The sequence below is a fragment of the Streptomyces triculaminicus genome, from assembly GCF_017349075.1.
GTDB lineage: Bacteria > Actinomycetota > Actinomycetes > Streptomycetales > Streptomycetaceae > Streptomyces > Streptomyces triculaminicus.
On sequence record NZ_JAFMOF010000001.1, the window covers coordinates 1,286,253 to 1,312,451 of the forward strand.

22 protein-coding genes are annotated in these 26,199 nt (G+C 70.0%); 9 read left to right on the forward strand and 13 right to left on the reverse strand.

Features of this window, described 5'->3' with window-relative positions:
* Nucleotides 1-42: 42 nt before the first annotated feature.
* From gyrB to dnaA, 6 genes are all read right to left on the reverse strand, one after another.
* Nucleotides 43-2,082: a DNA topoisomerase (ATP-hydrolyzing) subunit B gene (gene gyrB, locus J1792_RS05970; protein WP_086567676.1), complete on the reverse strand. Its 2,040-nt coding sequence runs from the start codon at nucleotides 2,080-2,082 to the stop codon at nucleotides 43-45.
* Between the two features lie 336 nt (nucleotides 2,083-2,418).
* Nucleotides 2,419-2,961, reverse strand: coding sequence for a DciA family protein (locus J1792_RS05975; RefSeq protein WP_086567675.1), 543 nt, complete (start codon nucleotides 2,959-2,961; stop codon nucleotides 2,419-2,421).
* Nucleotides 2,962-2,974: 13 nt separating this feature from the next.
* Nucleotides 2,975-4,099 (reverse strand): DNA replication/repair protein RecF, encoded by a 1,125-nt coding sequence (recF, locus tag J1792_RS05980; protein ID WP_086567673.1) that lies wholly within the window; start codon nucleotides 4,097-4,099, stop codon nucleotides 2,975-2,977.
* Between the two features lie 35 nt (nucleotides 4,100-4,134).
* Complete coding sequence (gnd, locus tag J1792_RS05985; RefSeq protein WP_086567671.1) at nucleotides 4,135-5,013, reverse strand: phosphogluconate dehydrogenase (NAD(+)-dependent, decarboxylating); 879 nt, start codon at nucleotides 5,011-5,013, stop codon at nucleotides 4,135-4,137.
* A gap of 164 nt (nucleotides 5,014-5,177) precedes the next feature.
* The gene (gene dnaN / locus J1792_RS05990; protein ID WP_086567668.1) at nucleotides 5,178-6,308 is read right to left on the reverse strand and encodes a DNA polymerase III subunit beta; all 1,131 of its coding nucleotides are present in this window, start codon (nucleotides 6,306-6,308) and stop codon (nucleotides 5,178-5,180) included.
* Nucleotides 6,309-7,258: 950 nt separating this feature from the next.
* Nucleotides 7,259-9,109, reverse strand: a complete 1,851-nt coding sequence (gene dnaA, locus J1792_RS05995) for a chromosomal replication initiator protein DnaA (RefSeq protein ID WP_086567667.1) — start codon at nucleotides 9,107-9,109, stop codon at nucleotides 7,259-7,261.
* Nucleotides 9,110-9,536: 427 nt separating this feature from the next.
* Here dnaA and rpmH point away from each other — a divergent pair, with 427 nt between their 5' ends.
* The 9 genes from rpmH (at nucleotide 9,537) to J1792_RS06040 (ending at nucleotide 16,310) form a co-directional block, all read left to right on the forward strand.
* Complete coding sequence (rpmH, locus tag J1792_RS06000) at nucleotides 9,537-9,674, forward strand: 50S ribosomal protein L34 (protein ID WP_003949374.1); 138 nt, start codon at nucleotides 9,537-9,539, stop codon at nucleotides 9,672-9,674.
* A 24-nt stretch (nucleotides 9,675-9,698) separates the two neighbouring features.
* Nucleotides 9,699-10,127 (forward strand): ribonuclease P protein component, encoded by a 429-nt coding sequence (gene rnpA / locus J1792_RS06005; protein WP_086567665.1) that lies wholly within the window; start codon nucleotides 9,699-9,701, stop codon nucleotides 10,125-10,127.
* Nucleotides 10,124-10,441, forward strand: a complete 318-nt coding sequence (gene yidD, locus J1792_RS06010; RefSeq protein WP_086567664.1) for a membrane protein insertion efficiency factor YidD — start codon at nucleotides 10,124-10,126, stop codon at nucleotides 10,439-10,441. Before rnpA ends, yidD begins: the two co-directional genes overlap by 4 nt.
* Before the next feature lie 3 nt (nucleotides 10,442-10,444).
* On the forward strand, nucleotides 10,445-11,545 hold the full coding sequence (yidC, locus tag J1792_RS06015; protein WP_086567662.1) for a membrane protein insertase YidC: 1,101 nt from the start codon (nucleotides 10,445-10,447) through the stop codon (nucleotides 11,543-11,545).
* 14 nt (nucleotides 11,546-11,559) lie between these two features.
* Entirely contained in the window at nucleotides 11,560-12,072 is a 513-nt protein-coding gene (locus J1792_RS06020; RefSeq protein WP_242705409.1) for a Jag family protein, read from the forward strand.
* Between the two features lie 85 nt (nucleotides 12,073-12,157).
* Nucleotides 12,158-12,892 carry a 16S rRNA (guanine(527)-N(7))-methyltransferase RsmG gene (gene rsmG, locus J1792_RS06025; protein WP_086567659.1) on the forward strand — a complete coding sequence of 245 codons (735 nt, stop codon included), beginning with the start codon at nucleotides 12,158-12,160 and terminating at the stop codon, nucleotides 12,890-12,892.
* Nucleotides 12,893-13,152: 260 nt separating this feature from the next.
* On the forward strand, nucleotides 13,153-14,205 hold the full coding sequence (locus tag J1792_RS06030) for a ParA family protein (RefSeq protein ID WP_086567657.1): 1,053 nt from the start codon (nucleotides 13,153-13,155) through the stop codon (nucleotides 14,203-14,205).
* Nucleotides 14,202-15,371, forward strand: coding sequence for a ParB/RepB/Spo0J family partition protein (locus J1792_RS06035; RefSeq protein WP_086567655.1), 1,170 nt, complete (start codon nucleotides 14,202-14,204; stop codon nucleotides 15,369-15,371). Before J1792_RS06030 ends, J1792_RS06035 begins: the two co-directional genes overlap by 4 nt.
* A gap of 321 nt (nucleotides 15,372-15,692) precedes the next feature.
* Nucleotides 15,693-16,310: a GNAT family N-acetyltransferase gene (locus tag J1792_RS06040; protein ID WP_086567654.1), complete on the forward strand. Its 618-nt coding sequence runs from the start codon at nucleotides 15,693-15,695 to the stop codon at nucleotides 16,308-16,310.
* Between the two features lie 101 nt (nucleotides 16,311-16,411).
* On the opposite strand, the gene trxA is transcribed toward J1792_RS06040, so the two are convergent.
* From trxA to J1792_RS06075, 7 genes are all read right to left on the reverse strand, one after another.
* Nucleotides 16,412-16,738: a thioredoxin gene (gene trxA / locus J1792_RS06045; protein WP_086567653.1), complete on the reverse strand. Its 327-nt coding sequence runs from the start codon at nucleotides 16,736-16,738 to the stop codon at nucleotides 16,412-16,414.
* A gap of 48 nt (nucleotides 16,739-16,786) precedes the next feature.
* Entirely contained in the window at nucleotides 16,787-17,755 is a 969-nt protein-coding gene (gene trxB / locus J1792_RS06050; RefSeq protein WP_086567651.1) for a thioredoxin-disulfide reductase, read from the reverse strand.
* 118 nt (nucleotides 17,756-17,873) lie between these two features.
* Nucleotides 17,874-18,857 carry an anti-sigma factor family protein gene (locus J1792_RS06055; RefSeq protein ID WP_207246750.1) on the reverse strand — a complete coding sequence of 328 codons (984 nt, stop codon included), beginning with the start codon at nucleotides 18,855-18,857 and terminating at the stop codon, nucleotides 17,874-17,876.
* The gene (gene sigM, locus J1792_RS06060; RefSeq protein ID WP_086567648.1) at nucleotides 18,854-19,543 is read right to left on the reverse strand and encodes an RNA polymerase sigma factor SigM; all 690 of its coding nucleotides are present in this window, start codon (nucleotides 19,541-19,543) and stop codon (nucleotides 18,854-18,856) included. The genes J1792_RS06055 and sigM overlap by 4 nt, the downstream gene beginning before the upstream one ends.
* Nucleotides 19,544-19,574: 31 nt before the next feature.
* Complete coding sequence (locus tag J1792_RS06065) at nucleotides 19,575-21,242, reverse strand: protein kinase family protein (RefSeq protein ID WP_207246751.1); 1,668 nt, start codon at nucleotides 21,240-21,242, stop codon at nucleotides 19,575-19,577.
* 109 nt (nucleotides 21,243-21,351) lie between these two features.
* Complete coding sequence (gene murJ, locus J1792_RS06070; RefSeq protein ID WP_207246753.1) at nucleotides 21,352-23,655, reverse strand: murein biosynthesis integral membrane protein MurJ; 2,304 nt, start codon at nucleotides 23,653-23,655, stop codon at nucleotides 21,352-21,354.
* A gap of 45 nt (nucleotides 23,656-23,700) precedes the next feature.
* Nucleotides 23,701-26,034 carry a DUF6049 family protein gene (locus tag J1792_RS06075; RefSeq protein WP_086567644.1) on the reverse strand — a complete coding sequence of 778 codons (2,334 nt, stop codon included), beginning with the start codon at nucleotides 26,032-26,034 and terminating at the stop codon, nucleotides 23,701-23,703.
* Nucleotides 26,035-26,199: the final 165 nt, after the last annotated feature.

The following is a 26,199-nucleotide window of genomic DNA, read 5'->3' on the forward strand; positions in this document are numbered from 1 at the left end:
AAGTCCTTTCGCGCTGCGGCTGTTTCTCGTGGGCCGACAGGCTCAGATGTCGAGGAAGCGGACGTCCTTGGCGTTGCGCTGGATGAAGGAGCGCCGTGCCTCGACGTCCTCACCCATGAGCACCGAGAACAGGTCGTCCGCCTGCGCGGCGTCGTCCAGGGTGACCTGGCCGAGCACGCGGTGGTCGACGTCCATCGTGGTGACGCGCAGCTCCTCGGCGTTCATCTCACCGAGACCCTTGAAGCGCTGGACCGAGTCGTCCTTGATCCGCTTGCCGTTCTCCCGGCCGAGCTGGATCAGGGCGTCGCGCTCGCGGTCGGAGTAGGCGTACTCGATCTCGTCGCGACCCCACTTGATCTTGTACAGCGGGGGGCGGGAGAGGTAGACGTGCCCGGCCTCGACCAGCGGCCGCATGAAGCGGAACAGGAAGGTGAGCAGCAGGGTGTTGATGTGCTGACCGTCGACGTCGGCGTCCGCCATCAGGATGATCTTGTGATAGCGGAGCTTCGCGATGTCGAAGTCCTCGTGCACACCGGTGCCGAAGGCGGAGATCAGCGCCTGGACCTCGGTGTTCTGCAGGATCTTGTCGACGCGCGCCTTCTCGACGTTGAGGATCTTGCCTCGGATCGGGAGGATCGCCTGGTACTGCGGGTTCCGGCCGGACTTGGCCGAGCCGCCGGCGGAGTCACCCTCGACGATGAAGATCTCGCACTTGGTCGGGTCGTTCGACTGGCAGTCGCTCAGCTTGCCCGGCAGGGAGGCGGTCTCCAGCAGGCCCTTGCGGCGGGTCAGGTCGCGCGCCTTGCGGGCGGCGACGCGGGCCGTCGCGGCCTGGATGCCCTTGCGGATGATGTCCGCGGCCTCGTTGGGGTTGCGGTCCAGCCAGTCCGTGAGGTGCTCGTGGACGACCTTCTGGACGAACGTCTTGGCCTCGGTGTTGCCCAGCTTCGTCTTCGTCTGGCCCTCGAACTGCGGCTCGCCGAGCTTGACGGAGATGATCGCGGTCAGACCCTCGCGGATGTCCTCGCCCGTGAGGTTGTCGTCCTTCTCGCGGAGCAGCTTCTTGTCGCGGGCGTAACGGTTGATCAGACCCGTCAGCGCGGCGCGGAAGCCCTCCTCGTGGGTACCGCCCTCGTGGGTGTGGATGGTGTTGGCGAAGCTGTAGACACCTTCGCTGTACTGGCTGTTCCACTGCATCGCGACCTCGAGGGAGAGCATGCGCTCCTTGTCCTCGGCGTCGATGTCGATGACGGTCGGGTGGATCAGCTCACCCTTGCGCGAGTTGAGGTACTTCACGAAGTCGACGATGCCGCCCTCGTAGTGGTACTCCACCGTGAGCGCCTTGCCCTCCTCGTCGACGTGGTCGACGCGGAGGTCGGTCAGCGAGATGCGCAGGCCCTTGTTGAGGAAGGCCATCTCCTGGAAGCGCCGCGAGAGCGTCTCGAAGGAGTACTCGGTGGTCTCGAAGATGTCGCCGTCGGCCCAGAACGTGACGGAGGTGCCCGTCTCGTCGGTCGCCTCGTTCTTCTGCAGCGGGGCGGTCGGGACGCCGAGCTTGTAGTCCTGGGTCCAGCGGAAGCCGTCGGTCTTGACCTCGACGGCGACGCGCGTGGACAGCGCGTTCACGACGGAGACGCCGACGCCGTGCAGACCACCGGAGACGGCGTAGCCGCCGCCGCCGAACTTGCCGCCCGCGTGCAGCACGGTCAGGACGACCTCGACGGCGGGCTTGCCCTCGGAGGGCACGATGCCGACCGGGATGCCACGGCCGTTGTCGACGACGCGCACGCCGCCGTCAGGAAGGATCGTCACCCCGATGGTGTCCGCGTGGCCGGCCAGCGCCTCGTCGACGGAGTTGTCGACGACCTCGTACACAAGGTGGTGCAGGCCGCGCTCACCGGTGGAGCCGATGTACATACCGGGTCGCTTGCGGACCGCGTCCAGACCCTCCAGCACCGTGATCGCGCTGGCGTCGTACGACGACGCCTCGCCTCCGGGCGCGGTGCCCGGGGTCTCGGAGGGGTTGGTGTTCTCGTTGGGGTTGCCGGAATCGGCCACGAAGCGCCCTTTCTGGCACAGCACAGGCCTTCCCTGCTGCGGCGGGGGTGTCCGGGGCAGGCAGGAGCGGCTGCGTCGTTCAGCGTGTATCGACGAGTCCCGCGATTCCGGCGGGATTACTACACAGTGTACCGGTGGCACTGACATGAATGGGGGTTTGGCGGTGCCTGGGTCCTCATGTGCCGCCCTGAACCGGCATCAGCCGACTCCCTATATGGGGACCGGGGCTCCAAGAGGCTCACAGCGGCACTCAGCGCTTCGAGCTGTCAACCGCCCGCTACCGTGAGCGCAGTCTCAGCCGTCGGCGGGCGTCACTCGGTTCACCGCCGCGACGCCCGAAGGTCGATCCGAGGCACTGGATCACCCGTAGGTGTCGCCCGGTCCCGTGCTCCCGGGGGCGCGCAGCGGCCCGTACCGGCGCCCGGGGCCGCCGGGCCCCAGCACCTTGATCATCTTCACGGTCCCCTGGCCCAGGTCGTCGTTCAGCCGGGCCACCAGCGTCGGCGCCAGCAGCCGCAGCTGCGTCGCCCACGCCGTCGAGTCGCACTGCACCGTCAGCACCCGGGCGTCCTCGTCATAACGCTGCGGCTCGCAGTGCAGCGCCACCTCCGGGCCCACCATCTGCGGCCAGCGGCCCATCACCCCGCCGACCGCGGCGGGCGTCTCCCAGCCGCGCTCGGTGATCAGCCGGTTGATGGCCGCGCCCAGGGGCAGCGGATCGCGCCCGTCGGCGCGCGCGCCGGAGCGCAGGCTGCCGCCACGGCGCACCTGCTTCTTCTGCTGCGCGGCGTTGCCCTTGGCGCGCGCCTGCTCCTTGGCCGCCCGCAGGGCCACCCGCGCCAGGTCCACGCCCGAGGGTTCGGGGGTCTTCGGTGCCGCCGGCTTCTCGCCGTGTCCGTTCATGACCGGTGTCCGTTCACGCGCGCTCGACCCTGCCCTCGGCGACCGCGTACCGCGTACCCGCCAGGACGCCCGGGACGTCGTCGTCCACAGCCGCCGTCACCAGCACCTGCTCGCCGGGCGCCACCATCTCCGCCAGCCTCTCGCGGCGGCGGGCGTCCAGCTCGGCGAAGACGTCGTCCAGCACCAGCACCGGCTCGTTGCCCTCCGAGCGCAGCAGCTCGTACGACGCCAGGCGCAGCGCCAGCGCGTACGACCAGGACTCGCCGTGGCTGGCGTAGCCCTTGGCCGGCAGCTGCCCGAGCTTGAGCAGCAGTTCGTCGCGGTGCGGCCCGACGAGCGTCACGCCGCGCTCGATCTCCTGCTTGCGCACCTCGCCGAGAGCGGCCAGCAGGACCTCGTACAGCTCCTCGCGGGTCCGGGCGCCCTCCACGCCGGCCGGACCGCGGTAGTCGAAGGCGACAGGACCGCCGCCGGGCGCGAGCTCCTCGTACGCCTTGTCGGCCAGCGGCCGCAGCGTGGTGATCAGGTCCAGCCGCTGCGCCAGCAGCTCCGCGCCGGAGCGGGCCAGGTGCTGGTCCCAGATGTCGAGGGTGGACAGGTCCATGCCGCGGCCGCCGTGGCGGCGGGCCATCGCGGCCGACTTCAGCAGGGTGTTGCGCTGCTTGAGGACGCGCTCGTAGTCCGAGCGCACGCCCGCCATGCGCGGGGCGCGCGCGGTGATCAGCTCGTCCAGGAAGCGGCGGCGCTCCCCGGGGTCGCCCTTGACCAGCGCGAGGTCCTCCGGGGCGAACAGCACGGTGCGCACGATCCCCAGCACGTCGCGCGGCTTGACCTGGGAGGAACGGTTTATCCGGGCCCGGTTGGCCCGGCCCGGATTGAGCTCCAGCTCGATCAGCTGCTGCCGCTCCCCCTGGACCACGGCGGCGCGGACGATCGCGCGCTCGGCGCCCATGCGCACCAGGGGCGCGTCGGAGGAGACCCGGTGGCTGCCGAGGGTGGCCAGATAGCCGACGGCCTCGACGAGATTGGTCTTGCCCTGGCCGTTGGGGCCCACGAAGGCGGTGACGCCCGGGTCGAGGGCCACCTCGGCCCGGGCGTACGAGCGGAAGTCGGCGAGCGACAGATGCGAGACATGCATGGTTGCGCGCCGACCTCCCCCGGCTGTGCTGGGTGTTACTTCTTGGTCTCGACCGCGTGGCCACCGAACTGGTTGCGCAGCGCGGCGATCATCTTCATCTGCGGGGAGTCCTCCTGGCGCGAGGCGAAGCGCGCGAAGAGGGAGGCCGTGATCGCGGGGAGCGGCACGGCGTTGTCGATGGCGGCCTCGACCGTCCAGCGGCCCTCGCCGGAGTCGGCGGCGAAGCCGCGCAGGCCGTCCAGGTGCTCGTCCTCGTCCAGGGCGTTGACGGCCAGGTCGAGCAGCCAGGAGCGGATGACCGTGCCCTCCTGCCAGGAGCGGAAGACCTCGCGCACGTCGGTGACGGAGTCGACCTTCTCCAGCAGCTCCCAGCCCTCGGCGTAGGCCTGCATCATCGCGTACTCGATGCCGTTGTGGACCATCTTGGCGAAGTGGCCCGCGCCGACCTTGCCCGCGTGGACCGAGCCGAAGTCGCCCTCCGGCTTGAGCGCGTCGAAGATCGGCTGGACCTTCGCCACGTCCTCGGCGTCGCCGCCGTACATCAGGGCGTAGCCGTTCTCCAGGCCCCAGACGCCACCGGAGACGCCGCAGTCGACGAAGCCGATGCCCTTGGCCTTCAGTTCCTCGGCGTGCTTCTCGTCGTCGGTCCAGCGGGAGTTGCCGCCGTCGACGACGACGTCGCCGGGCGACAGCAGCTCGGCGAGCTCGTCGATGGTGGACTGGGTCGCGGCACCGGCCGGGACCATGACCCAGACGACGCGCGGACCCTGCAGGCCGTCCACAAGCTCCTTGAGGCTGTGGACGTCCGCCAGGTCGCGGTTGCGGTCGTATCCGATGACGGTGTGGCCTGCGCGGCGGATGCGCTCGCGCATGTTGCCGCCCATCTTGCCGAGGCCGACGAGACCGAGCTCCATCAGTGATCCTTCATGCCGTAGTCGTCCGATGCGTACCGGAGGTACGTGCTCCCGAGCCTACGCCCGAGGGTCCGTGCACAGCTGTGGGCTGGGGCGCTCATCGGGTGAGAGCGCCCCGGTCCACAGGCGGTCGCGGCCCTGTGGACCGCGCGCTTCTCCGGGCGTCAGCCCGAGAGGCGCACCGGCATGATCAGGTACTTGTACGCCTCGTCGGCCTCGGCGTCGACGGCGGGCTTGCCGCTGAGCAGGGCCGGCTTGGTGGACGTGGTGAAGGACAGCTGGGCGACCGGCGAATCGATCGCGGACAGGCCCTCCAGCAGGAAGCCGGGGTTGAAGGCGATCGAGATGTCGTCGCCGTCGAGCTGGGCGTCGACCCTTTCCACAGCCTGTGCGTCGTCGCTGGAACCGGCCTCCAGGATCAGCACGCCCTGCTCGAAGCTGAGACGGACCGGGGTGTTGCGCTCGGCGACGAGCGCCACGCGCTTGACGGCCTCGACGAACGGGGCGGTCTCGATCACGGCGACGGAGTTGAACTCGGTCGGGAAGAGCGTGCGGTACTTCGGCAGGTCGCCCTCGAGGAGGCGGGTGGTCGTACGCCGGCCGGCGCCCTCGAAGCCGATCAGGCCCTCGCCGGCACCGGAGCCGGACAGGGCGATCGAGACGGTGTCGCCGCCGCTGAGCGACTTGGCGGTCTCCAGCAGCGTCTTGGCGGGCACCAGGGCGACGGCGGAGATGTCCGGGGTCTCCGGCTTCCACATGAACTCGCGGACCGCGAAGCGGTAGCGGTCGGTGGAGGCCAGGGTGACGGTGTCGCCCTCGATCTCGATCCGCACGCCGGTGAGCACCGGGAGCGTGTCGTCGCGGCCGGCGGCGATGGCCACCTGGGCGGCGGCCGAGGCGAAGACCTCGCCCGGGACGGTGCCCGTGGCGGTCGGCATCTGGGGCAGGGCGGGGTATTCCTCCACAGGCAGTGTGTGGAGTGTGAATCGCGAGGAGCCGCAGACCACGGTGACCCGCACGCCGTCGGTGGAGATCTCCACAGGCCTGTTGGGAAGTGCGCGGCAGATGTCGGCGAGCAGGCGGCCGGAGACGAGGACGGTGCCGTCCTCCTCCACATCCGCCTCGACGGAGACGCGGGCGGAGACCTCGTAGTCGAAGCCGGACAGGCTCAGCGAGCCGTCCTCGGCCTTCAGCAGCAGCCCCGCGAGGACCGGCACCGGCGGACGGGCCGGGAGGCTGCGGGCCGCCCAGGCCACTGCCTCCGCGAGTACATCGCGCTCCACCCGGATCTTCACCGGAACCGCCTCCTGCTTGTTGCTGGCTCGCCCTGCTGGCTTCTTCGTCGGCTTCAGTCGCCGGAGACCAGTCTGACGCACGCCGCTGACAGTCGGTGCGGGTGGCGGTCAAGTCGAGGTCCGGGGCGTGGCGCGGCGTGCAGCCGCTTCATCCACAGCACCCACTTCGAAACGAGTTCTCCGCTACATCTCAGTGGTCGTAGTAGTAGGGCCTGTGGAAACCGTGGAAAACTTCCTTTGCCCAGGTCAGGCCGGATTTTTTGTCCACCGGGCCTGTGGGTGACGACGGTGGATAACCGGGGGGTTCTGTGGACCACGGAAAGTTCTGCACACCCGGTGCACAGGCAGGGCCCACTTCTCCCCAGGTGCGTCCCCAGGTTTACCCACGTTGCCCACAGGCCAACCCGGCAGCTTGGTGTGACGCCTTTCACTCGGTGCGGTGAGCTTGGGCGTTTCGTTGCCGAACAGTGGACAGTCGTGTGGAAAGACTGTGTATAACACCGGTCCTCCTGTGGGCGGCCGGTGGACAACCTCCGGGGCCGCTGGGCACAGATCGTCTGTCCACAGGCTGTGGAACCCCGTCGACCACAAATCCACACCCCCCTGACCTCGCCTGATGGCATATCAACAGCCTGGTCTGTGGACATCATCTGGATAACCTCCCGGTCCCCAGGGTGTGGACGGTGACTTGGGGCCGAATCTGTGGAGAACCGCCAGGTCAGGACCCGAATTCGAACAGACGCGAGGCCGCGGGCGACAGGCTGGGGACGCTCCGGGGACGGCGCGGGGGCGGTCCAGGGGCCGTTTTGGGGTCGTTCGGAGGCCGTCCGGGTGCCGTCCGGGTGCCGTCCGAGGGACGTCCGGAAGGCTCCACAGGGGCCCGGGAACGGCGAAGGGCGCCCCGGGAAAACGTCCCGAAGCGCCCTCGCGCAGGCCCTCGTAAGGCTCTGTCAGCCGTTCTTGATGCGGTTCGTCAGCTCGGTCACCTGGTTGTAGATGGAGCGCCGCTCGGCCATCAGCGCACGGATCTTGCGGTCCGCGTGCATCACGGTCGTATGGTCGCGGCCGCCGAACTGCGCGCCGATCTTCGGCAGCGACAGGTCGGTGAGCTCGCGGCACAGGTACATGGCGATCTGCCGGGCCGTCACCAGCACCCGGCTGCGCGAGGCGCCGCACAGGTCCTCGACGGTGTGCCCGAAGTAGTCCGCGGTCGCCGCCATGATGGCCGGCGCGGTGATCTCCGGGGAGGCGTCCTCGCCGCCGGGGATCAGGTCCTTCAGGACGATCTCGGTCAGGCCCAGGTCGACCGGCTGCCGGTTGAGGCTGGCGAAGGCCGTGACCCGGATCAGCGCGCCCTCGAGCTCACGGATGTTGCGCGAGATACGGGACGCGATGAACTCCAGGACCTCCGGCGGAGCGTTGAGCTGCTCCTGGACCGCCTTCTTCCGCAGGATCGCGATGCGGGTCTCGAGCTCCGGCGGCTGCACGTCGGTGATCAGGCCCCACTCGAAGCGGTTGCGGAGCCGGTCCTCCAGGGTCACCAGCTGCTTGGGCGGCCGGTCCGACGAGAGCACGATCTGCTTGTTGGCGTTGTGCAGGGTGTTGAACGTGTGGAAGAACTCCTCCTGCGTCGACTCCTTGCTCGCCAGGAACTGGATGTCGTCGACCAGCAGGATGTCCATGTCGCGGTAGCGCTTGCGGAACGCGTCCGCCTTGCCGTCGCGGATGGAGTTGATGAACTCGTTCGTGAACTCCTCGGAGCTCACGTAGCGCACCCGCGTGCCCGGATAGAGGCTGCGCGCGTAGTGCCCGATGGCGTGCAGCAGGTGGGTCTTGCCCAGCCCCGACTCGCCGTAGATGAACAGGGGGTTGTACGCCTTGGCCGGCGCCTCGGCGACCGCGACCGCCGCCGCGTGGGCGAAGCGGTTGGACGCACCGATGACGAAGGTGTCGAAGAGGTACTTCGGGTTCAGCCGGGCCGTCGGCTCCGCGGCGCCACCGGTCGAGGACGCGCCGGAGCCGGAGGACGAGGAGGAGCGGTCCGAGTGCGCGCCGGGGCCGGACGCCGAGCCGCCGCGGGCGGGGACGTCGGGCAGCTCCCGGCGCTGCTGCTCGTAGGACATGCGCTCGGGCCGTTCCGGCGAGCGGTAGTCCTGCTGCTGCTCGTAGGACTGCTGCTCGTACTGCGACGGGGAGGCGTAGGGATCGCGCTCGCCCTCGCCGTAGGAGCCGAGCCGCGGCTGCTGCCAGCCGTAGTCGCCGCGGTCGCCGCGGTCGCCGCCGGACGGGCCGGCGGACGCCGAGCCGCGCGGCCAGGCGCCGGGCTCGGGACGGGACTGCTGGTAGTCGGGGTAGGCGGGCCGTACGGACGGCAGGTCGTCGCCGCCGGGCCGGGCGCCGTAGGCGTCACGGCCGTCGTAGCCGCCGCGGTCCCCGTATCCCTCGTACGTGTCCCGGCCGCCCTGGCCGGAGCCGTGCGAAGGCTGCTGGCGGGGTTCCGGGGCCTGCGGGGCCGGGGGCTCGCCCGCGGAGTCGTCGACGGTGATCGCGATCCGGATGGGGCGGCCGCACTCACGGCTGAGGGTCTCGCTGACGATCGGGGCCAGCCGGCCCTCGAGGACGCCCTTGGCGAACTCGTTCGGCACGGCCAGCAGCGCGGTGTCGGCCACCAGCGCCAGCGGCTGGCACCGCTTGATCCAGTGCTCGTCCTTGCTCTCCACGCCCTGGCCCCGCCCCTCACCGAGGAGCTGTTCGAGCACGCGCGGCCACACTGCGGCAAGATCGGCGGGCAGGTCAGCCACAGGGCACGCTCTCTCAGTCACGGGTCACGGGGGGTGCCCGGGAGTCCCACGAATGTGTGGTTCTCGGGACGGGCGGGAAGGATTCGGAGTTCAGTCACGGTAGTCAGGGCGAGTGGTGCGGTTCAAGTCGTTGTCCACAGGGTGTGTACAAATGTGCCATGCCGTGGCGCGTGGCGCCGTTCCGGCCCTGAAGAAGCTACGGTGTATGCCTGGTGCACTGCCGGTTTGACCGGATGGCGTAACCGCGCGTACCGTGACCAGGTCGAGTTGTCGATGGCTGCTGCCGCCTGCCTCCGATGGGCAAAGATCATGATCCTAACGGGTCGTGGTTATGAAGCGGTGCACTTGGGCGTATTGCGAGCTCCTCGCGGGCGCACGGTGACAGCCAGGCGATGTCCCGCCATCAATTCATTTCTGGAGTCCCCGAGTGAGCAAGCGCACCTTCCAGCCGAACAACCGCCGCCGCGCGAAGACCCACGGCTTCCGCCTGCGCATGCGCACCCGTGCCGGCCGCGCGATCCTCGCGTCCCGCCGTGGCAAGGGTCGCGCCCGCCTGTCGGCCTGACCAGTCTGACGTCGAGGTCCTGACGTGCTGCCTTCCGAGTCTCGGCTGAGGCGGCGCGAGGACTTCGCGACCGCGGTTCGTCGAGGACGCAGGGCCGGCCGCCCGCTCCTCGTCGTCCACCTACGCAGCGGTAACACGGACCCGCACACACCGGGGGGGATCGCCCCTCCGGTGCGTGCGGGTTTCGTCGTGAGCAAGGCCGTCGGCGGTGCCGTCGTCCGCAACTCCGTCAAGCGGCGTCTTCGCCACCTCATGCGTGACCGGCTGGATCAGCTGCCCGCCGGTAGCCTGGTGGTGGTGCGAGCCCTGCCGGGCGCGGGCGAGGCGGACCACACACAGCTGGGCCGTGATCTCGACACCGCACTGCAGCGGCTGCTGGGAGGGGCGCCGCGAAGCAATCCCCCGGGGGGTGACCCCCGGAACCCCGGTCACCCGGGAGGGAGCGCACAGTGAAGTACCCGCTGCTCTGGTTGATCAAGCTCTACCAGTGGACCATCAGCCCTTTGTTGGGCCCGGTCTGCAAGTACTACCCCTCGTGCTCGCACTACGGCTACACGGCCATCAATGTGCACGGCGCGGTCAAAGGGACGGTGCTGACGGCCTGGCGCATCCTGCGCTGCAACCCGTGGTCGCTCGGTGGCGTCGACCACGTCCCTCCCCGGAAGCGTCCGGTCTGGCACCAGCGGCTGAGGAGCCGCATGGGCGGAAACCCCCCTGCGGGGACCGCCGCGCAGCCCGAGACTCAGCCCAACGCCCAAGGAGCCTGATTCGTGGACACGATCCTGAATCCTCTCTACTACGCCGTTTCCTGGATCATCGTCCAGTTCCACTCGTTCTTCAGCCTGATCTTCAACAAGGACAGTGGCGCGGCGTGGGGTCTGTCCATCGTCTCGCTGGTGGTGCTGATCCGTATCTGCCTGATCCCGCTCTTCGTGAAGCAGATCAAGGCCACGCGGAACATGCAGGCGCTCCAGCCGAAGATGAAGGCGATCCAGGAGCGCTACAAGAGCGACAAGCAGCGCCAGTCCGAAGAGATGATGAAGCTCTACAAGGAGTCGGGCACCAACCCGCTCTCGAGCTGCCTCCCGATTCTGGCCCAGTCGCCGTTCTTCATCTCGCTGTACCAGGTGCTGAACAAGATCGCCGGTGGCCACGAGGTCGGCTTCCTGGACCAGGAGCTGGTCGACAGCGCCCGTAAGGCGCACATCTTCGGTGCCCCGATCGCGTCGAAGTTCATGGACAGCGCGGCCAAGGTCGAGTCGCTCGGCGCCACGCTGACCGATGTCCGCGTGGTCACGGTCATCATGATCATCCTGATGTCGCTGTCGCAGTTCTACACGCAGCGCCAGCTGATGACGAAGAACGTCGACCTCACGGTGAAGACGCCGTTCATGCAGCAGCAGAAGATGCTGATGTACGTCTTCCCGATCATGTTCGCCGTCTTCGGCATCAACTTCCCGGTCGGTGTCCTGGTCTACTGGCTGACCACCAACGTGTGGACCCTGGGCCAGCAGATGTTCGTCATCCGCCGTAACCCCACCCCGGGCAGCCTCGCCTTCCAGCAGCGCCAGGAGCGCCTGAAGGCCAGGGGCAAGCTCAAGGAGGACCCGGCGGACGTCGAGGCCAGGAAGGCCGTCGAGGCCGCCCGTGCCGCTCGCCAGCAGCCCAAGCGTCAGACGAAGTCCAAGCGTCAGGTCACCGGCACCACGCAGCCGACCGCGGGCTCCGACAAGAAGACCACCCTGGAGAAGGGCCAGTCCGGGCAGGCCGGCGACGAGACGCCCCAGCAGGGCGGCGGCTCCTCCCGCAGTGCCAAGTCCGGACAGCGCAAGGGCGGCCCGCAGCGGCCCAAGCACCCCTCGAAGAAGTGATGAAGGAGTCCACCGTGACGGAGACGCAGCGCCAGAACGCCGCTGAGGGCACCGACACCCTGTCCCGCCTGGAGCAGGAGGGCGAGATCGCGGCCGACTACCTCGAGGGGCTGCTGGACATCGCCGACCTCGACGGCGACATCGACATGGACGTCGAGGCCGACCGTGCCTCGGTGTCGATCATCAGCGACTCCACCAGCCGTGACCTGCAGAAGCTGGTGGGCCGCGACGGTGAGGTGCTGGAGGCGCTCCAGGAGCTGACCCGGCTCGCGGTGAACCGGGAGACCGGCGACCGCAGCCGTCTGATGCTGGACATCGCAGGCTTCCGCGCGCGCAAGCGCGAGGAGCTGGCCGGCCTGGGCGCCGAGGCGGCCGAGGAGGCCAAGAGCACCGGTCAGCCGGTCAAGCTCGACCCGATGACCCCCTTCGAGCGCAAGGTCGTCCACGACGCGGTGGCCGCCGCGGGCCTGCGCAGCGAGTCCGAGGGCGAGGAGCCCCAGCGTCGAGTGGTCGTCCTCCCCGCCTGACCAGCTCCACTTCCAGGTGTGTACGGCCCCGTCTGCTCGCAGGCGGGGCCGATCCTTGTCAGCCTGATATTCAGACCCTTTTTGTATGGAAGGACGGTTTCCCGTGGAAGAGGCAGCGGAGCTCCCTCCGGCGCCCGAGGCGGCTCGGGCGGTATTCGGTGACCGCTTTCCGGAGGCCGTCCGCTATGCCGAGCTCCTCGCGGACGCGGGCGTCAAGCGCGGGCTGATCGGCCCCCGTGAGGTCCCGAGGCTGTGGGAGCGGCACCTGCTGAACTGCGCGGTGCTCTCCGAGGCCGTGCCGGACGGCGTCTCGGTGTGCGACGTGGGCTCCGGTGCCGGACTGCCCGGCATTCCGCTGGCCCTGGTCCGCCCCGATCTGCAGATCACCCTGCTCGAGCCGCTGCTGCGCCGCACCAACTTCCTCCAGGAGGTCGTGGAGCTGCTGGGGCTGGACCATGTCACCGTCGTCCGCGGCCGGGCCGAGGAGATGCTGGGCAAGGTCGAGCCGGTGCATGTGGTCACCGCGCGGGCCGTGGCGCCGCTGGACCGGCTGGCCGGGTGGGGAGTGCCGCTGCTGCGCCCCTACGGCGAGATGCTGGCCCTCAAGGGTGACACCGCGGAGGAGGAGCTCCAGGGTGCCCGTGCCGCGCTGAGCAAGCTCGGTGTGGTGCGTACCTCGGTGCTGCACGTGGGTGAGGGCGTGGTCGACCCGCTGTCCACCGTGGTCCGGGTCGAGGTCGGGGAGAGCCCCGGCGGTGTGCGCTTCGCGGCCAAGCGGGCGAAGGCCGCCAGGACGAGCCGGTCCCGCCGGCGTCGCTGAGGTGAGCGGCCCCCGCCGGGGGCCGTGCTCCTACAAGCTGGCAAAACTACGCATTACGGAGTGTCGCGACGAGGTAGCGGCGCGTGCCATGCATCGTGTTTCACGTGAAACATCGCTCCCTGCTGCATGGAATCATCGGTCGCACCCGTGCGGCCGCCGCGCCGCGTGACCGTCGACCGGTCGAGGAAGTGGGTTCATCCACAGGCCCACGGGATTCATCCACAGGAGAACAGGCCTCGCTGGTTCACGACCCCGAAAGCATGGCAGGCTCTGTCCATCGCGAGCCTGATGTCGAGGAGAGTGAATCCTTGCGGTCCGACGCCAATATCGCGGGGCCGATGACCGACCCGGTCCCCGGCCCCCGCCCCGCCGACTCCGAATCCATGGCTGCTCCCGTTCCGCCGCCGGGCGGCGAGGTCGTTTCACGTGAAACGTCACCGCCCCCGATGCCCCGGCCGGAGCAGACCCGGGTGATGGTGGTCGCCAACCAGAAGGGCGGGGTCGGCAAGACCACGACCACCGTGAACCTGGCGGCCTCGCTGGCGCTGCACGGCAATCGTGTGCTGGTCATCGACCTCGACCCGCAGGGCAACGCCTCGACGGCTCTGGGCATCGACCATCATGCCGACGTCCCGTCGATCTACGACGTTCTCGTGGACAACAGGAAGCTCTCCGACGTGGTGCAGCCGGTGGTGGATGTGGAGGGCCTCTTCTGCGCCCCCGCCACGATCGACCTGGCCGGTGCGGAGATCGAGCTGGTCTCGCTCGTGGCCCGGGAGAGCCGGCTGGACCGGGCGATCAAGGCCTATCAGCAGCCCCTGGACTACATCCTCATCGACTGCCCGCCGTCGCTCGGCCTGCTGACGGTCAACGCCCTCGTCGCGGGTGCCGAGGTGCTGATCCCCATCCAGTGCGAGTACTACGCACTGGAGGGCCTGGGCCAGCTGCTGCGCAACGTCGAGCTGGTGCGGGGCCACCTGAACCCCGAGCTCCATGTGTCGACGATTCTGCTGACGATGTACGACGGGCGGACGCGGCTGGCCTCCCAGGTGGCCGAGGAGGTGCGCACCCACTTCGGCAAGGAGGTGCTGCGGACCAGCATTCCCCGCTCGGTCCGTATTTCCGAGGCGCCCAGCTATGGGCAGACGGTTCTGACGTACGACCCGGGATCCAGTGGCGCTCTGTCCTATCTGGAGGCCGCCCGGGAAATCGCACTACGGGGGGTCGGTGTGCACTACGACGGCAGCAGGGCTCACACGGTGGGCCGCCAGCAACAGCAAGACCAGCACAGCATGTCGGAGGGGCTTCAGTGAGTGAGCGACGCAGAGGACTGGGCCGGGGGCTCGGTGCGCTGATCCCGCCGGCGCCGAAGGGAGCGGAGCAGAGCGGACCGGCAGTCGGGCCCGGCGTCATGTCTCCGACCGCGGTGCCGGTGCTGACGGCGGAGCGGGGGGTGGCCGCCGCGAAGGTGACCGCGCTTCCGCTGGACGAGATCACCGTTTCCCGTGAAACCGTCTCGCGGGAGGGGGGCTCTCCCGCTTCCGTTGCGGTGGACGGCGTTTCACGTGAAACAGAGGGCGCCTCGCAGGGTGCGCCCGAGCAGTCCCCGGGCACGGAGGCCGGTGCGTACTTCGCCGAACTGCCCCTGGACTCCATCACGCCCAACCCCCGGCAGCCGCGGGAGGTGTTCGACGAGGACGCCCTCGCGGAGCTGGTCACCTCCATCCGCGAGGTCGGCCTGCTGCAGCCCGTGGTGGTCCGGCAGCTGGCTCCCGAGCGCTATGAGCTCATCATGGGCGAGCGGCGCTGGCGGGCCTGCCGTGAGGCCGGACTGGAGAGGATTCCCTCCATCGTCCGGGCGACCGACGACGAGAAGCTTCTGCTGGACGCGCTGCTGGAGAACCTGCACCGGGCTCAGCTGAATCCTCTGGAAGAGGCCGCCGCCTACGACCAGCTGCTGAAGGACTTCAGCTGCACCCATGACGAGCTGGCCGACCGCATCGGGCGCTCGCGTCCGCAGGTCTCCAACACGCTGCGGCTGCTGAAGCTGTCGCCCGCCGTGCAGAAGCGGGTCGCCGCCGGGGTGCTCTCCGCCGGACACGCCCGGGCTCTGCTCTCCGTCGACGACTCGGAGGAGCAGGACCAGCTCGCCCGGCGCATCGTGGCCGAGGGCCTCTCGGTCCGTTCGGTCGAGGAGATCGTGACCCTGATGGGGTCGCGGTCGAAGGGCTCCGGCAAGGCCAAGGGGCCCCGGGCCGGCGGGCGGGTCTCGCCGGCGCTGACCGACCTCGCCTCCCGGCTGTCGGACCGCTTCGAGACCCGGGTGAAGGTGGACCTGGGTCAGAAGAAGGGAAAGATCGTCGTCGAGTTCGCCTCGATGGACGACCTGGAGCGGATCCTCGGCACGCTCGCCCCGGGTGAGGGCCGGGTCCTGGAGCAGAAGCTCTCCGGCGCCGGCGAGGAGAGTTCCGAGGGCTAGCTCTTCGTCGACGCTCGCGCTGAGGGCGGGTTGTGTTTCACGTGGAACCGTTGTGGGTTCCCGGAACACAACCCGCCCTTTGCCTTGTCGCGCTGTCGACTCAAACGGCCTCCGGATACGATGCGTTGAGGTATGGCACATCCACGTTGGACGCGGTTCACGGAGGGGCGAGGCCATGCGAACGGTGAGCCGGACCGGACTGGTGGCAGCAGGCCTGGGCCTGGGGGCAGTCGGCGGATTCGTCGGCAGTCTCCTCAGGGAGCGCAGTGCGCTGAGCGCCGCCCGGAGCATGGCACGCGACGGAAGTGAGGAACTGACCGCATGGGGCGTCGGCTCGTACCGCTCACTCTGGACAACCTCCCTGACCTCCCCAAGCGCTGCCGGGCCTGCGTCTTCTGGGAACTGGACCCTGTCAGCGGCGAAGCCGCGCTGAGGGCCGGCCGTCCCGAGCTGGAGAAGGAGGCCTGGATCTCCGCCGTGCTGCTGGAGTGGGGCTCCTGCGGCCGGGTGGTCTATGTCGACGAGGTGCCCGTGGGCTTTGTGCTCTACGCGCCTCCGGCCTATGTGCCCCGGTCGACCGCCTTCCCCACCAGCCCGGTCGCCGCCGATGCCGTCCAGCTGATGACCGCCTGGCTGACGCCCTCCCATCGGGGGCAGGGGCTGGGCAGGACCATGGTGCAGACGGTGGCCAAGGACGTGCTCCGGAGGGGCTTCAAGGCGATCGAGGCCTTCGGCGACGCCCGCTGGAAGGAACCGGCGTGTGTGCTGCCCGCCGACCATCTGCTGGCGGTCGGCTTCAAGACCGTACGGCCGCATCCGCGTCATCCGCGCATGCGGCTGGAACTGCGCACGGCGCTCTCCTGGAAGGAGGACGTCGAGCTGGCGCTGGACCGACTCCTCGGGGCGGTCCAGAAGGAGCCGGCGCTCAGGCCGCTCTAACGGCGCGCCGCGCCGGCAGCCGCCGGCAGGGTCATGAAAACGGGGCGGCCGGGTGCTGTTTCACGTGAAACAGCACCCGGCCGCCCCGGAGCGTATGTGGCTCAGGCGTGGATGAAGTTGCCCAGCTCGCGCTCGAGCATCGCCTTCGGCTTGGCACCGACGATGGTCTGGACGACCTCGCCGCCCTGGTAGACGTTGAGCGTCGGAATCGACATCACGCCGTACTTGGCCGCGGTGGTCGGGTTCTGGTCGATGTTGAGCTTGACGATCTCGATCTTGTCGCCGTACTCCTTGGCGATCGCCTCCAGGGAGGGAGCGATCTGGCGGCACGGACCGCACCACTCGGCCCAGAAGTCCACCAGGACGGGCTTGTCGCTCTTCAGCACATCATCGTCGAAGGACGCGTCGGTCACGGCCTTGAGAGCCATTGAGGTCTCCTTGAGTCTTCTCTACGTCGGGTGGGGGGGAGGCGGGGGTCAGACGGTCTGCTCGGGCTCGCGGACGTTCTCGCCGTCCCCGAGGGACGCGAGGAAGCGCTCGGCGTCGAGGGCGGCGGAGCAGCCCGTACCGGCGGCGGTGATCGCCTGGCGGTAGGTGTGGTCCACGACGTCGCCGGCGGCGAACACACCGGAGAGGTTGGTGCGGGTCGAGGGGGCGTTCACCTTGAGGTAGCCCTCGTCGTCCAGGTCCAGCTGGCCCTTGAACAGCTCGGTGCGCGGGTCGTGACCGATCGCGATGAAGAGGCCGGTCACCGGGAGCTCGGACGTCTCACCGGACTTGAGGTTGCGCAGCGTCAGCCCGGAGAGCTTGGTGTCCCCGTGGATCGCGGCGACCTCGCTGTCCCACACGAAGGAGATCTTCGGGTCGGCGAAGGCGCGCTCCTGCATCGCCTTGCTCGCCCGCAGGGCGTCGCGGCGGTGGACCACGGTGACGGACTTGGCGAACCGGGAGAGGAAGGTGGCCTCCTCCATCGCGGTGTCGCCACCGCCGATGACGGCGATGTCCTGGTCCTTGAAGAAGAACCCGTCGCAGGTGGCGCACCAGGAGACACCGCGACCGGAGAGCTCGTCCTCGCGCGGCAGGCCCAGCTTGCGGTGCTGGGAGCCGGTGGTGACGATCACGGCCTTGGCGCGGTGGACGGTGCCGGCGGAGTCCGTGACGGTCTTGATCTCGTCGCTGAGGTCGACGGCGACGATGTCGTCCGGGATCAGCTCGGCGCCGAAGCGCTCGGCCTGGGCCCGCATGTTGTCCATCAGGTCCGGGCCCATGATGCCCTCACGGAAACCGGGGAAGTTCTCCACCTCGGTGGTGTTCATCAGCGCACCACCGGCCGTCACGGCGCCTTCGAAGACCAGCGGCTTCAGGGACGCGCGGGCGGTGTAGAGCGCGGCCGTATAGCCCGCGGGCCCGGAGCCGATGATGATCACGTTGCGGACGTCGCTCACGGGTGTCTTCCTTGTCTTAGCCGACAGCTGTTCTGGGTCCTTGCTGGGTCTCACCCCACCCAACGGATCCTACGGGGCGAGCATTCCCGACGCGGACGACAGCACGGAGCGCGAGGGCTCAGTCGCGCGGGAAGGTCCGGTTCGCCAGGACCTTCCCGGGAGCGGACGGCGAGGCGCCCTCGCAGGTGGAGGACACCAGGTAGGCGTCGACGAGCGTGTCGTCGCCGGGGTGCGGCAGGACGACGAGATAGGCGTCCTGCCCGTTGTACTTCTCTTGGCGGGAGGCCAGCGCCGACTCGGGACGCCCGATGCCCTGCTGCACACAGACCGGGGCCGTGAGGCCGGAATCACGCAGGGTCTCGGGTGAGGTCTTCATCCCCCGCGTCTCGGTGCCCTTGGCGGTCTCGCTGCTCTTGGTGGTCTGGAGCAGATCGCGCACATGGGTCCGGAGCTCGTCGAAGCCGAGGGTGGTCGGCCCCGACGCCTGGTGGCCCGTGGGGCGGGGAGATGCCGCGTGGTGGTCGCCGACGCTCCCGGAGGTCAGGAAGAAGCTTCCCACGCCGATGACGGCCGCGGCACAGGCGGTGCCGAGCAGAGCCGTACGCCAGCGCCGTCCGCGCCGGGCCCGGGGGCCGGCGGTGCCCGTCCGCTGCCGGCCCGGGCCGGTGGAGACGCGAGGGCGACCGTCGGGGCGGTCGGGCGCTTCCCGGCCGGTGCCACGGCTTTCCCGGCCGGTTTCGCGGCTGGTTTCACGTGAAACATGCGGGGCGGTGGCAGTGACGGGTGCCATCGCCGCCGTCTCCGGTTCACGTGAAACATCGGCACTCGGGTCGGGACCGGGGCCGGTCGCGCTCAGCAGCGCCTCGGCCGCGAGAGCGGCGTCGATGCGCTCGGCGACGTCGGCCGGCATCCGGGCCGGCCCGGGGAGCGTGCCGAGCAGGTCCCGGATCTCGGTCAGTGAGGTCCGTACGTCGTCGCACAGCTCGCACGCCGCGAGATGCTCCCGAAGATCCGCGGTGCGGGCAGGGGGCAGCACTCCCTCGGTGAGCGCGGAGATCTCCTCGACCTCCGGGTGCTCATCCGTGCCGGTCGTAGAAGTCACGCTCGCCCACCTCCGCCCTTCACTGGATCCGCGTCGTTCTGTCCTGCCGGTGGTGGGACGGACGCGCCCTGCGACCGGTTCCTTTCCCTGTCAAGAGGGGGGCTACCCCTGCCATCCGGGCGCAGATGGGTGAGCAATGGCAGCAGCCGCGCCCGTCCGCGCGCGCATCTGCTCTTCACCGTGCCGGCTGGGACGTCGAGAACCCTGGCCGCCTCGGCGACCGGATAGCCCTGCATGTCGACCAGGACCAGGGCCGCCCGCTGCTCCGGCGGCAGCTTGGCGAGGGCCCGCACCAGCTCCCGCTGCAGATCCCTGCGCTCGGCGGGCGCGGCGGCGGACTCATGGGGCTCGAGAAGCTGCTCGAGCCGCTCGGTCTCGGCGAGCGGCGCGGTGCGCCGGGAGGCCGCCTTGCGGGCCCTGTCCAGACAGGCGTTGACGGTGATGCGGTGCAGCCATGTGGTGACGGCGGACTGCCCCCGGAAGGTGTGAGCGGCCCGGTAGGCCGAGACCAGGGCGTCCTGGACGGCGTCGGCGGCCTCCTCCCGGTCCCCGAGCGTGCGCAGCGCCACCGCCCAGAGCCGGTCGCGGTGGCGCCGCACTATCTCCCCGAAGGCGTCGGGATCACCGTCGACATGCCGCGCCAGGAGCTCGGCGTCGCTCGCGCCGCCACGTGTGACGTCGTCCAACGTCGAGCCCTCCCCCTGAGTGGCCTTACGACTAGCTGGTCACCTGGATCTCGGAGATCCGGCCTCGATATTCGCCGTCTTCGGTCTGCGTCAGCTTGGTCAGCCAGATCAGGACGTAGCGCGTCTCCACCGGCTTCTTCGGCTTGAGCGAGACCTCGCGGGTGGCCTTCGTTTCGGCGACCTTCTCGAAGCCCGAGAGATTCGTCGGCATCGAGGAGCTGTCCTTGGCCGTCATCAGCTGGACGGACACCTCGTTGAGGAAGGTGACCTTCACCTCGCCGACCCGCTGCTTCTTGCCCAGGTCCACGATGATGCCGACGCCGCTCTTGAGGCCTCCGAAATCGGCGTTGTTGTAGTTGTTCGTCGACCAGAACGTGGCGGGATTGCCGTCGTGGGAGAAGCGGACGGCGTGGAAGCCGCCCGCCTTTTCCTCACCGTCGCCCAGTGGGTCGAAGTCCTTGACGTCCTCGATCCGCACCGGCTTGCCGTCGGCCCGCCGCGACGCGTCGTCGCTGGACGACTGCGTCCGCGGCTTGTCCGGCTGGCCGTCCTCGAGGAGCGTGTCCGCGAGCTGCCAGCTGCCGAGGCCGAGCGCGGCGATCAGCAGGGCCGACACGCTCCACTTCAGGGCCCGGCCCGTGCGGCTCTGGAGCGGGGGCGGCGGAGCCACCGGCAGGGGCTGGAGCGGGCCGCCGCCTCGGGGCGAGGTCTGCGCGCGGGGATAGGCCGGCGGCGTGGCGAAGTCCGGCTCCGGGGGCCGGATGCGCGGCATCGCGGCGACCGCCTTGGAGAGCTCTTCCGGCGTGGTGCAGGGCTTCTCCTGCCGGGAGGCCGTGGCGCCGTCGTTGACGAGGGCCCGCATGGCCAGCTCGGAGAGGCCGCGGTGGACCCCGGCGCGCACCTGGTCGGGCGCGATGAGGCCGAGGCCCTTGGGCAGCCCGGACAGGCCGTGGGCGTCGTTCTCGTAGGGCCAGCGCTGGGTGAGCGCGGCGTACAGGAGCGCGCCGATGGCCTCGGTGTCGGTCCGCTGGGGGTGCTCGGAGGTGATGCCGCGGAGTGCGGCCATGACGGCGAGGCCGCGGATGCGGTACTGGCCGGTCCCGGTGCGCAGGACGGAGCCGGGGTTCAGGCGCAGGTGCGCGAGGCCCTCGCGGTGGGCTGCGGCCATGGCCTGGGAGACCTGGCTGACGAGCTGGTAGGCCTCGTGCGGCTCCATCGGGCCGGAGGCCAGGACGGGCGTGAGCTCGGTGGCGTCGGGCAGCCACTCGTGGACGACGTAGACCAGGTCGTTCTCCTCGACGGCGTCGAGGACCTGGACGAACCGCGGATCGCCGAGCAGCGCGGCGGAACGGGCCGCGGCGAGCACCGGACGGGCGCGCGGGTGGTCGGCGGGCAGCAGGTGCACTCCGACCGCGCGGCGGAGCTTCTCGTCGACGGCGCGCCAGCTGCTGAATCCCTCCAGACGGGTGACGCACTCCTCCAGGCGGTACCTTCTGGCGAGTTTGTGTCCGCTGTGCAACTCGGGCGGTTGTGCGTCGCGCGCGGGGCTTTCGTGCCCCGCGCGCTGGGTGTCCTTGTGCGTGCTGACCTTCTTGTCGGCCGCCGCCCCGTCGGTCGTGGCCTTGCCCGCCGCGGCGGTCAGTGGCTGCTCGCCGCTGTTGTCGGCCACGTCGACGGCAGCCGTGCTCCGTTCCGCCACCGTCGTTCCTGCCTCCCCATCCGTTGCACGCTGTCCACAGCCAAGACCAATTGTGCCCACAGTCCGGCGTAATGCACGACACACTCCGGCGGGCGATGGTTGTGCTCGGTCAGCGACCGAGCCGACCGCGAACCATACCGACCATGGCGGTCAGCTCCTCGATCCGCATCCGCTTTGCGGCGATGTAGAAGACCGCGATCAGGGTCAGACCACCGCCTGCCAGGGAGGCGAGCGATCCGAGGACACCGCTGCCCAGAACCTGACCGATTCCGTAAGAGACGGCTCCACCGATCAGGGCGGCGGGGACGCACGCGCCGATCAGGCGGGTGTAGGTGCGGATGACGCGCGCGCCGTCCAGATCGCCGCCGAGCCGGCTGCGCAGACGGCGCCAGGCGACGCCGACGCCGACGACGTAGCCCAGCCCGTAGGAGGCGGCCATGCCGGCGACGGCCCAGCGGGCGGGGAGCACCACGTAGCTGAGGACGGAGGCCGCCGCGAAGACGGCCGCGACGATCAGGGTGTTGTAGAAGGGGGTGCGGGTGTCCTCGTAGGCGTAGAAGCCTCGCAGGATCACGTACTGCGCGGAGTACGGGATCAGGCCGAGACCGAAGGCCATGAGGATGAAGCCGATGTTGGTGGCGCCCTCCGTGCCCGAGCCGCCGGAGAACATCAGCGTCGCCATGGGGACGCCGAGGGCGAGGAAGGCGAAGGCGCAGGGCACGATCGCGACGGCCGAGGTCCGCAGCCCGTGCGAGAGGTCGTCACGGACGGCCGAGACGTCCCCGTCGTGGGCGGCGCGCGAGATGCGGGGCAGGACGGCGGTCATCACCGAGACGGTGATGATGGCCTGCGGCATCTGCCAGAGCTGCAGCGCGAAGTTGTAGGCGGCGATGCCGGTACCCGTGTGGCCGCCCTTTTCGGCGAGCGCGCCCGCCTTGGTGGCGAGCTGGGTGACGACGACCATGCTGAGCTGGTTGGCGAGGACGAAGAAGAACGTCCACTTGGCGAGCCCGGCGGCCTTGCCGAGGCCCTGGCCGCGCCAGTCGAAGCGGGGACGGATCCGGAAGCCGGCGTCGCGCAGGTAGGGCAGCATCGCCAGGGCCTGAACGGTCAGACCCAGCAGCGTGCCGAGGCCGAGCAGGCGCACGCCCTCGGGAGTGATGCTCGAGGCGTTGACCTGGGTGCTGGAGTAGGGACCGAAGGCCCAGATGAAGGAGCCGAAGGTGGCGATGATGACGATGTTGTTGAGGACCGGGGTCCACATCATCGCGCCGAACTTGCCGCGCGCGTTGAGGATCTGACCCAGGACGACATGGACGCCCATGAAGAACATCGTGGGCAGGCAGTAGCGCGCGAACGCCACCGCCACGTCCATCCGGTCCGGGTTGGAGGCGATGGTCGGCGACATCGCCTGGATGAAGAACGGGGCTCCCAGGACGCAGACGGTGGTGACGCCCGCCAGCAGGACGACGACGAGCGTGAGGAGCCGGTTGGCGTACGCCTCGCCGCCGTCCTCGTCGTTCTTCATCGAACGCACCAGCTGGGGGATGAACACGGCGTTGAGCGCGCCGCCTCCCACCAGGATGTAGATCATCGTCGGCAGGACGTTGGCGACCTGGTAGTCGTCGTTGAGCGTGCCGACGCCCACCGCCGCCGCCATGACGAGGTTCCGGCCGAAGCCGAGGATGCGGGACACCATCGTGCCCGCCGCCATCAGCGCGCTCGACTTCATCAGGCTCGCGGCACGTCCGCCGCCCTTGGCCGGAGCCGGCGCGGGCTCCGGCTCCGGGCCGGGCTCGGCGGCCGGCGGCTGCATCGGCGGGGGAACCATCTGGCCCGGAGGCGGCGGCACCATCTGGCCGGGGGGCGGCGGCACCATCTGGCCCGGAGGCGGCGGCACCTGCCGGCCGGACGGGCGCTGGGGCTCGTACGGCTGCTGCTGGTCGCGGTAGAGGTGCGTGAAGGCGTCGCGCTGCTGGGGACCGTCGGTGGGCGTGCCCTGGCCCACGAGGCCGCCCCGGCCCATGACCTGGGTCGCCGCGGCGTCGTCGGCGTACGGGCGTCCCGGAGCCGGGGGCTGCGGGGCCTGTGGCCGATCCCACATCCGGCCGTCGGAGGCGTAGGGAGGCGCGGAGGGCTGCTGGTAGCCGCCCGGGGGCGGCGGGGGCGTGCCCCGGTCGTACAGGGCCTCGGTCACCGGATCCTGCGCGGCCGGGTCGTGGCCGGGGTACGGGTCCGACGCGTAGGCGTCCCGGAGGTAGGGATCACGGGCGTACGGGCCCTGCTGCGCCGGGCCTCCCGGGTGGCCGGGGGCCGGCGTGGGAGGGACCGGGGCAGGCGGAGCCGGCGGGTACTGATCCCGCTGGTCACCGCCCATGCCCTGACCGCGGTCACCGTCGTACGGCGCGCTCATCGCTACCCCACCTCATCGTCCGCGGCCGCTTGGCCCCACTACACGTCAACGTTCCACTTTCTCACCTGAGCCGGACGGGTCACCGTTTCGCGCTCCGGTTCCCGCCTCGGGATCACCCGGCTGCTCGGGCTCGCCGTCGCCGGATCCGCCGTCGTCGCCCGAGTCTCCCCCGTTTTCGCCGCCCGGCTCGCCACCTGCGGCTTTACGGGCCGCGGCCCGCTTGCGCTGGAGGTAGATACGAAGCCCCGCGAGGACCAGGAGGAGGACGCCACCGGCGATGACCAGCAGCACCATAGGGGTGATGGACGTGACATGCACAGTGAAGGTGATCGGCTCGCCGTACGGCTGGCCGTCGTCGGCGTAGAGCCGGGCCTTCACCTGGACCGGACCGTTGGCGTTGGCCCGTGTCTCGAACTTCACCGACTGGCTGCGGCCGCCCTCGACGTGGATCTGCTGCGACTCGTCGTCGATCTTGAGACGGTTCGGCTGGCTGGAGGTGAGGACGAGCCTGAGCCCCCGCACGCCCTGGAGCAGGCCGTTCTGCACGGTCACCGGGATCGTCGCGCTGCGTCCGGAGAGCGTCGCGTCGGACTTCTTGATCAGGTGCACCTGGCGCGTGAGCTGGTCCAGGTAGGACTGGACGGCGTCGCGGAACTCCGCGGCGCCCCGGGGGTTGCCGCGCCAGGAGGTGGACATCGCCCGCATGATCGCGCTGCCGAAGGGGGTGACCACCCGGTCCTGGGAGGTGAGGATCACCTTGAAGCTGTCCAGGGTGTTCTGCGTCCGCTGGATCGCCTCGAAGGCCTCGGTCGACAGCTCCTGGTCGCGCAGCGTCTCCGGGTAGCTGCCGGAGCCGGGAACCTGCTGGTTCGCGGCGGGGTCGGGCTTGGCCCTGGCCGCGTCCCCGAGGTCCAGGGGCTGGGTCCAGCGGCCGTCGGACAGGCCCTTGAGCGCGGTGGCCATGGCCTGTGCCTGGCTGGTGGTGGGCATGCGCTGGGGGGCCACGACGATGCTGCGCTCGTTCTCCGGGGCCTGCTTGTTCACCATGAGGCTCTGGGCGAGGAACCGCTGCACCGCGAGCGCGGAGTCGTCGGCCTTGATCATCTCGCCCTCGAAGGCGGTGGACAGCCGCGCGTCGGCGACGATCGCCGTGTTGCCCCCGCCGATCTGCCGGGCCGCGGTGGGCGCGTAGGGAGAGCCGCCGCCCTCGCGGAGACTGTCGCTGCGGGCGATCACGTTGTGGGCGCCGGCGGACGTGGCCACGTCCACGATCGAGGAGTCGACCGCGCCGTCGACGGGCCAGGCGAAGTCCGTACGGGGCTTCACGCCGAGGATCGTGTCCACGGTGGTCGAGGCGAGCTCGGTGGCGGACTGCAGGTGGCTCAGGGAGCCCGAGACGTCCTTGCCGTGGTGGGCGAGCGAGGCCAGGTCGGGATCACCGAACGGCAGCGCCACGACCTGGTGGTCCTTGACCGCGTCCTGCAGCTGGAAGAGCCACTGCTTGGCGACCGCCTGGCCCTTCCCGGGGACGTTCTGGCCGCTGGGGCCGCTCACCCGGTAGCTCTTGGTCATGGCCTCGACCGTCGCGAGCAGGTCGGGGTCGATCACCCAGGTGATCGGCAGGCCCTTGCCCAGCGCCACCAGCTGCTGGAGCCGGCCGCCGGGGGCCAGCTCGGCCGCCAGGTCGTCGTTGGGGAAGATCGGCGTCTGCTGCTGGTCGGACTCCGTGCGGGCGGTGAGATGTGTCCCGGAGATCAGCGGCCACATCATCGTCAGCTGGGTCTTCTTGCCGTCGGTCCCGGACGGCTGCCAGGGCAGCAGCGTCCGCCGGATGCCGAGCACGCGCTCGTACGACTGGCCGTCGGCCTGGCCCGAGAGGGTGACGCCGAGCTGGTAGACGCCGTCCTTGCCGAGGTTCAGGTCCTTGACCGGGACGGTCAGGGTGTAGTCACGGCTGACGCCCGGGGCCAGCGGCTGGAGCTTCTGCGCGTGGTTGCCGCCGACCTCGGAGCCGTCGGTGCCCTGGGAGAAGCCGCTGCGGTCGCCGATGTCGTCGATGTCGCTGCGCGTGTTGATCTGCTGGCCCACCCGCAGGTCCACATGGGCGCCGGTGACCGTCGACTTGCCGTTGTTGGTGACCGTGCCCGAGATCGTGAGCGTGTCGTCCTGCTTGGGAGCGACCGGTGCCAGCGAGTCCACCGTGACCGACACACGTGATCCGGCCGGCTCCGCGTGCGCGGCGGGCGCCGTCGGCAGCTCCACCAGGCCCAGGAACACCAGCACCCCCGCGAGCAACATCGCGACGTGCCGGAACCACCGGCAGGCAGGAGCGGGCGCTGTCCCCTGGAAGGCCCCCTGGACCTCTGCCGCCTCGGCCACGCGCTCGCCCGTCCCTCGTCGTCGTCAGTGGTCGTCGGATGGTGCGTCCGTGAATGGTAACGAGGCCCGCTGCGACGAAGTGCTGCGGACCGCGCTACAAGATCGCCCCCAGGGGCCGTTGTCCGGGCTGCGCCTGCTTTGCGCAGGCCGCCGAGGGGCGCCTCA

What these genes read in the sequence shown, in the direction of transcription:
- rsmG (WP_086567659.1), top strand. Translation starts at nt 12,158, where the DNA reads ATGGAAGGACGGTTTCCCGTGGAAGAGGCAGCGGAGCTCCCTCCGGCG.
- trxA (WP_086567653.1), bottom strand. Translation starts at nt 16,738, where the DNA reads ATGGCTCTCAAGGCCGTGACCGACGCGTCCTTCGACGATGATGTGCTG.
- murJ (WP_207246753.1), bottom strand. Translation starts at nt 23,655, where the DNA reads ATGAGCGCGCCGTACGACGGTGACCGCGGTCAGGGCATGGGCGGTGAC.
- J1792_RS06030 (WP_086567657.1), top strand. Translation starts at nt 13,153, where the DNA reads ATGGCAGGCTCTGTCCATCGCGAGCCTGATGTCGAGGAGAGTGAATCC.
- J1792_RS05975 (WP_086567675.1), bottom strand. Translation starts at nt 2,961, where the DNA reads ATGAACGGACACGGCGAGAAGCCGGCGGCACCGAAGACCCCCGAACCC.
- J1792_RS06040 (WP_086567654.1), top strand. Translation starts at nt 15,693, where the DNA reads ATGGGGCGTCGGCTCGTACCGCTCACTCTGGACAACCTCCCTGACCTC.
- gnd (WP_086567671.1), bottom strand. Translation starts at nt 5,013, where the DNA reads ATGGAGCTCGGTCTCGTCGGCCTCGGCAAGATGGGCGGCAACATGCGC.
- recF (WP_086567673.1), bottom strand. Translation starts at nt 4,099, where the DNA reads ATGCATGTCTCGCATCTGTCGCTCGCCGACTTCCGCTCGTACGCCCGG.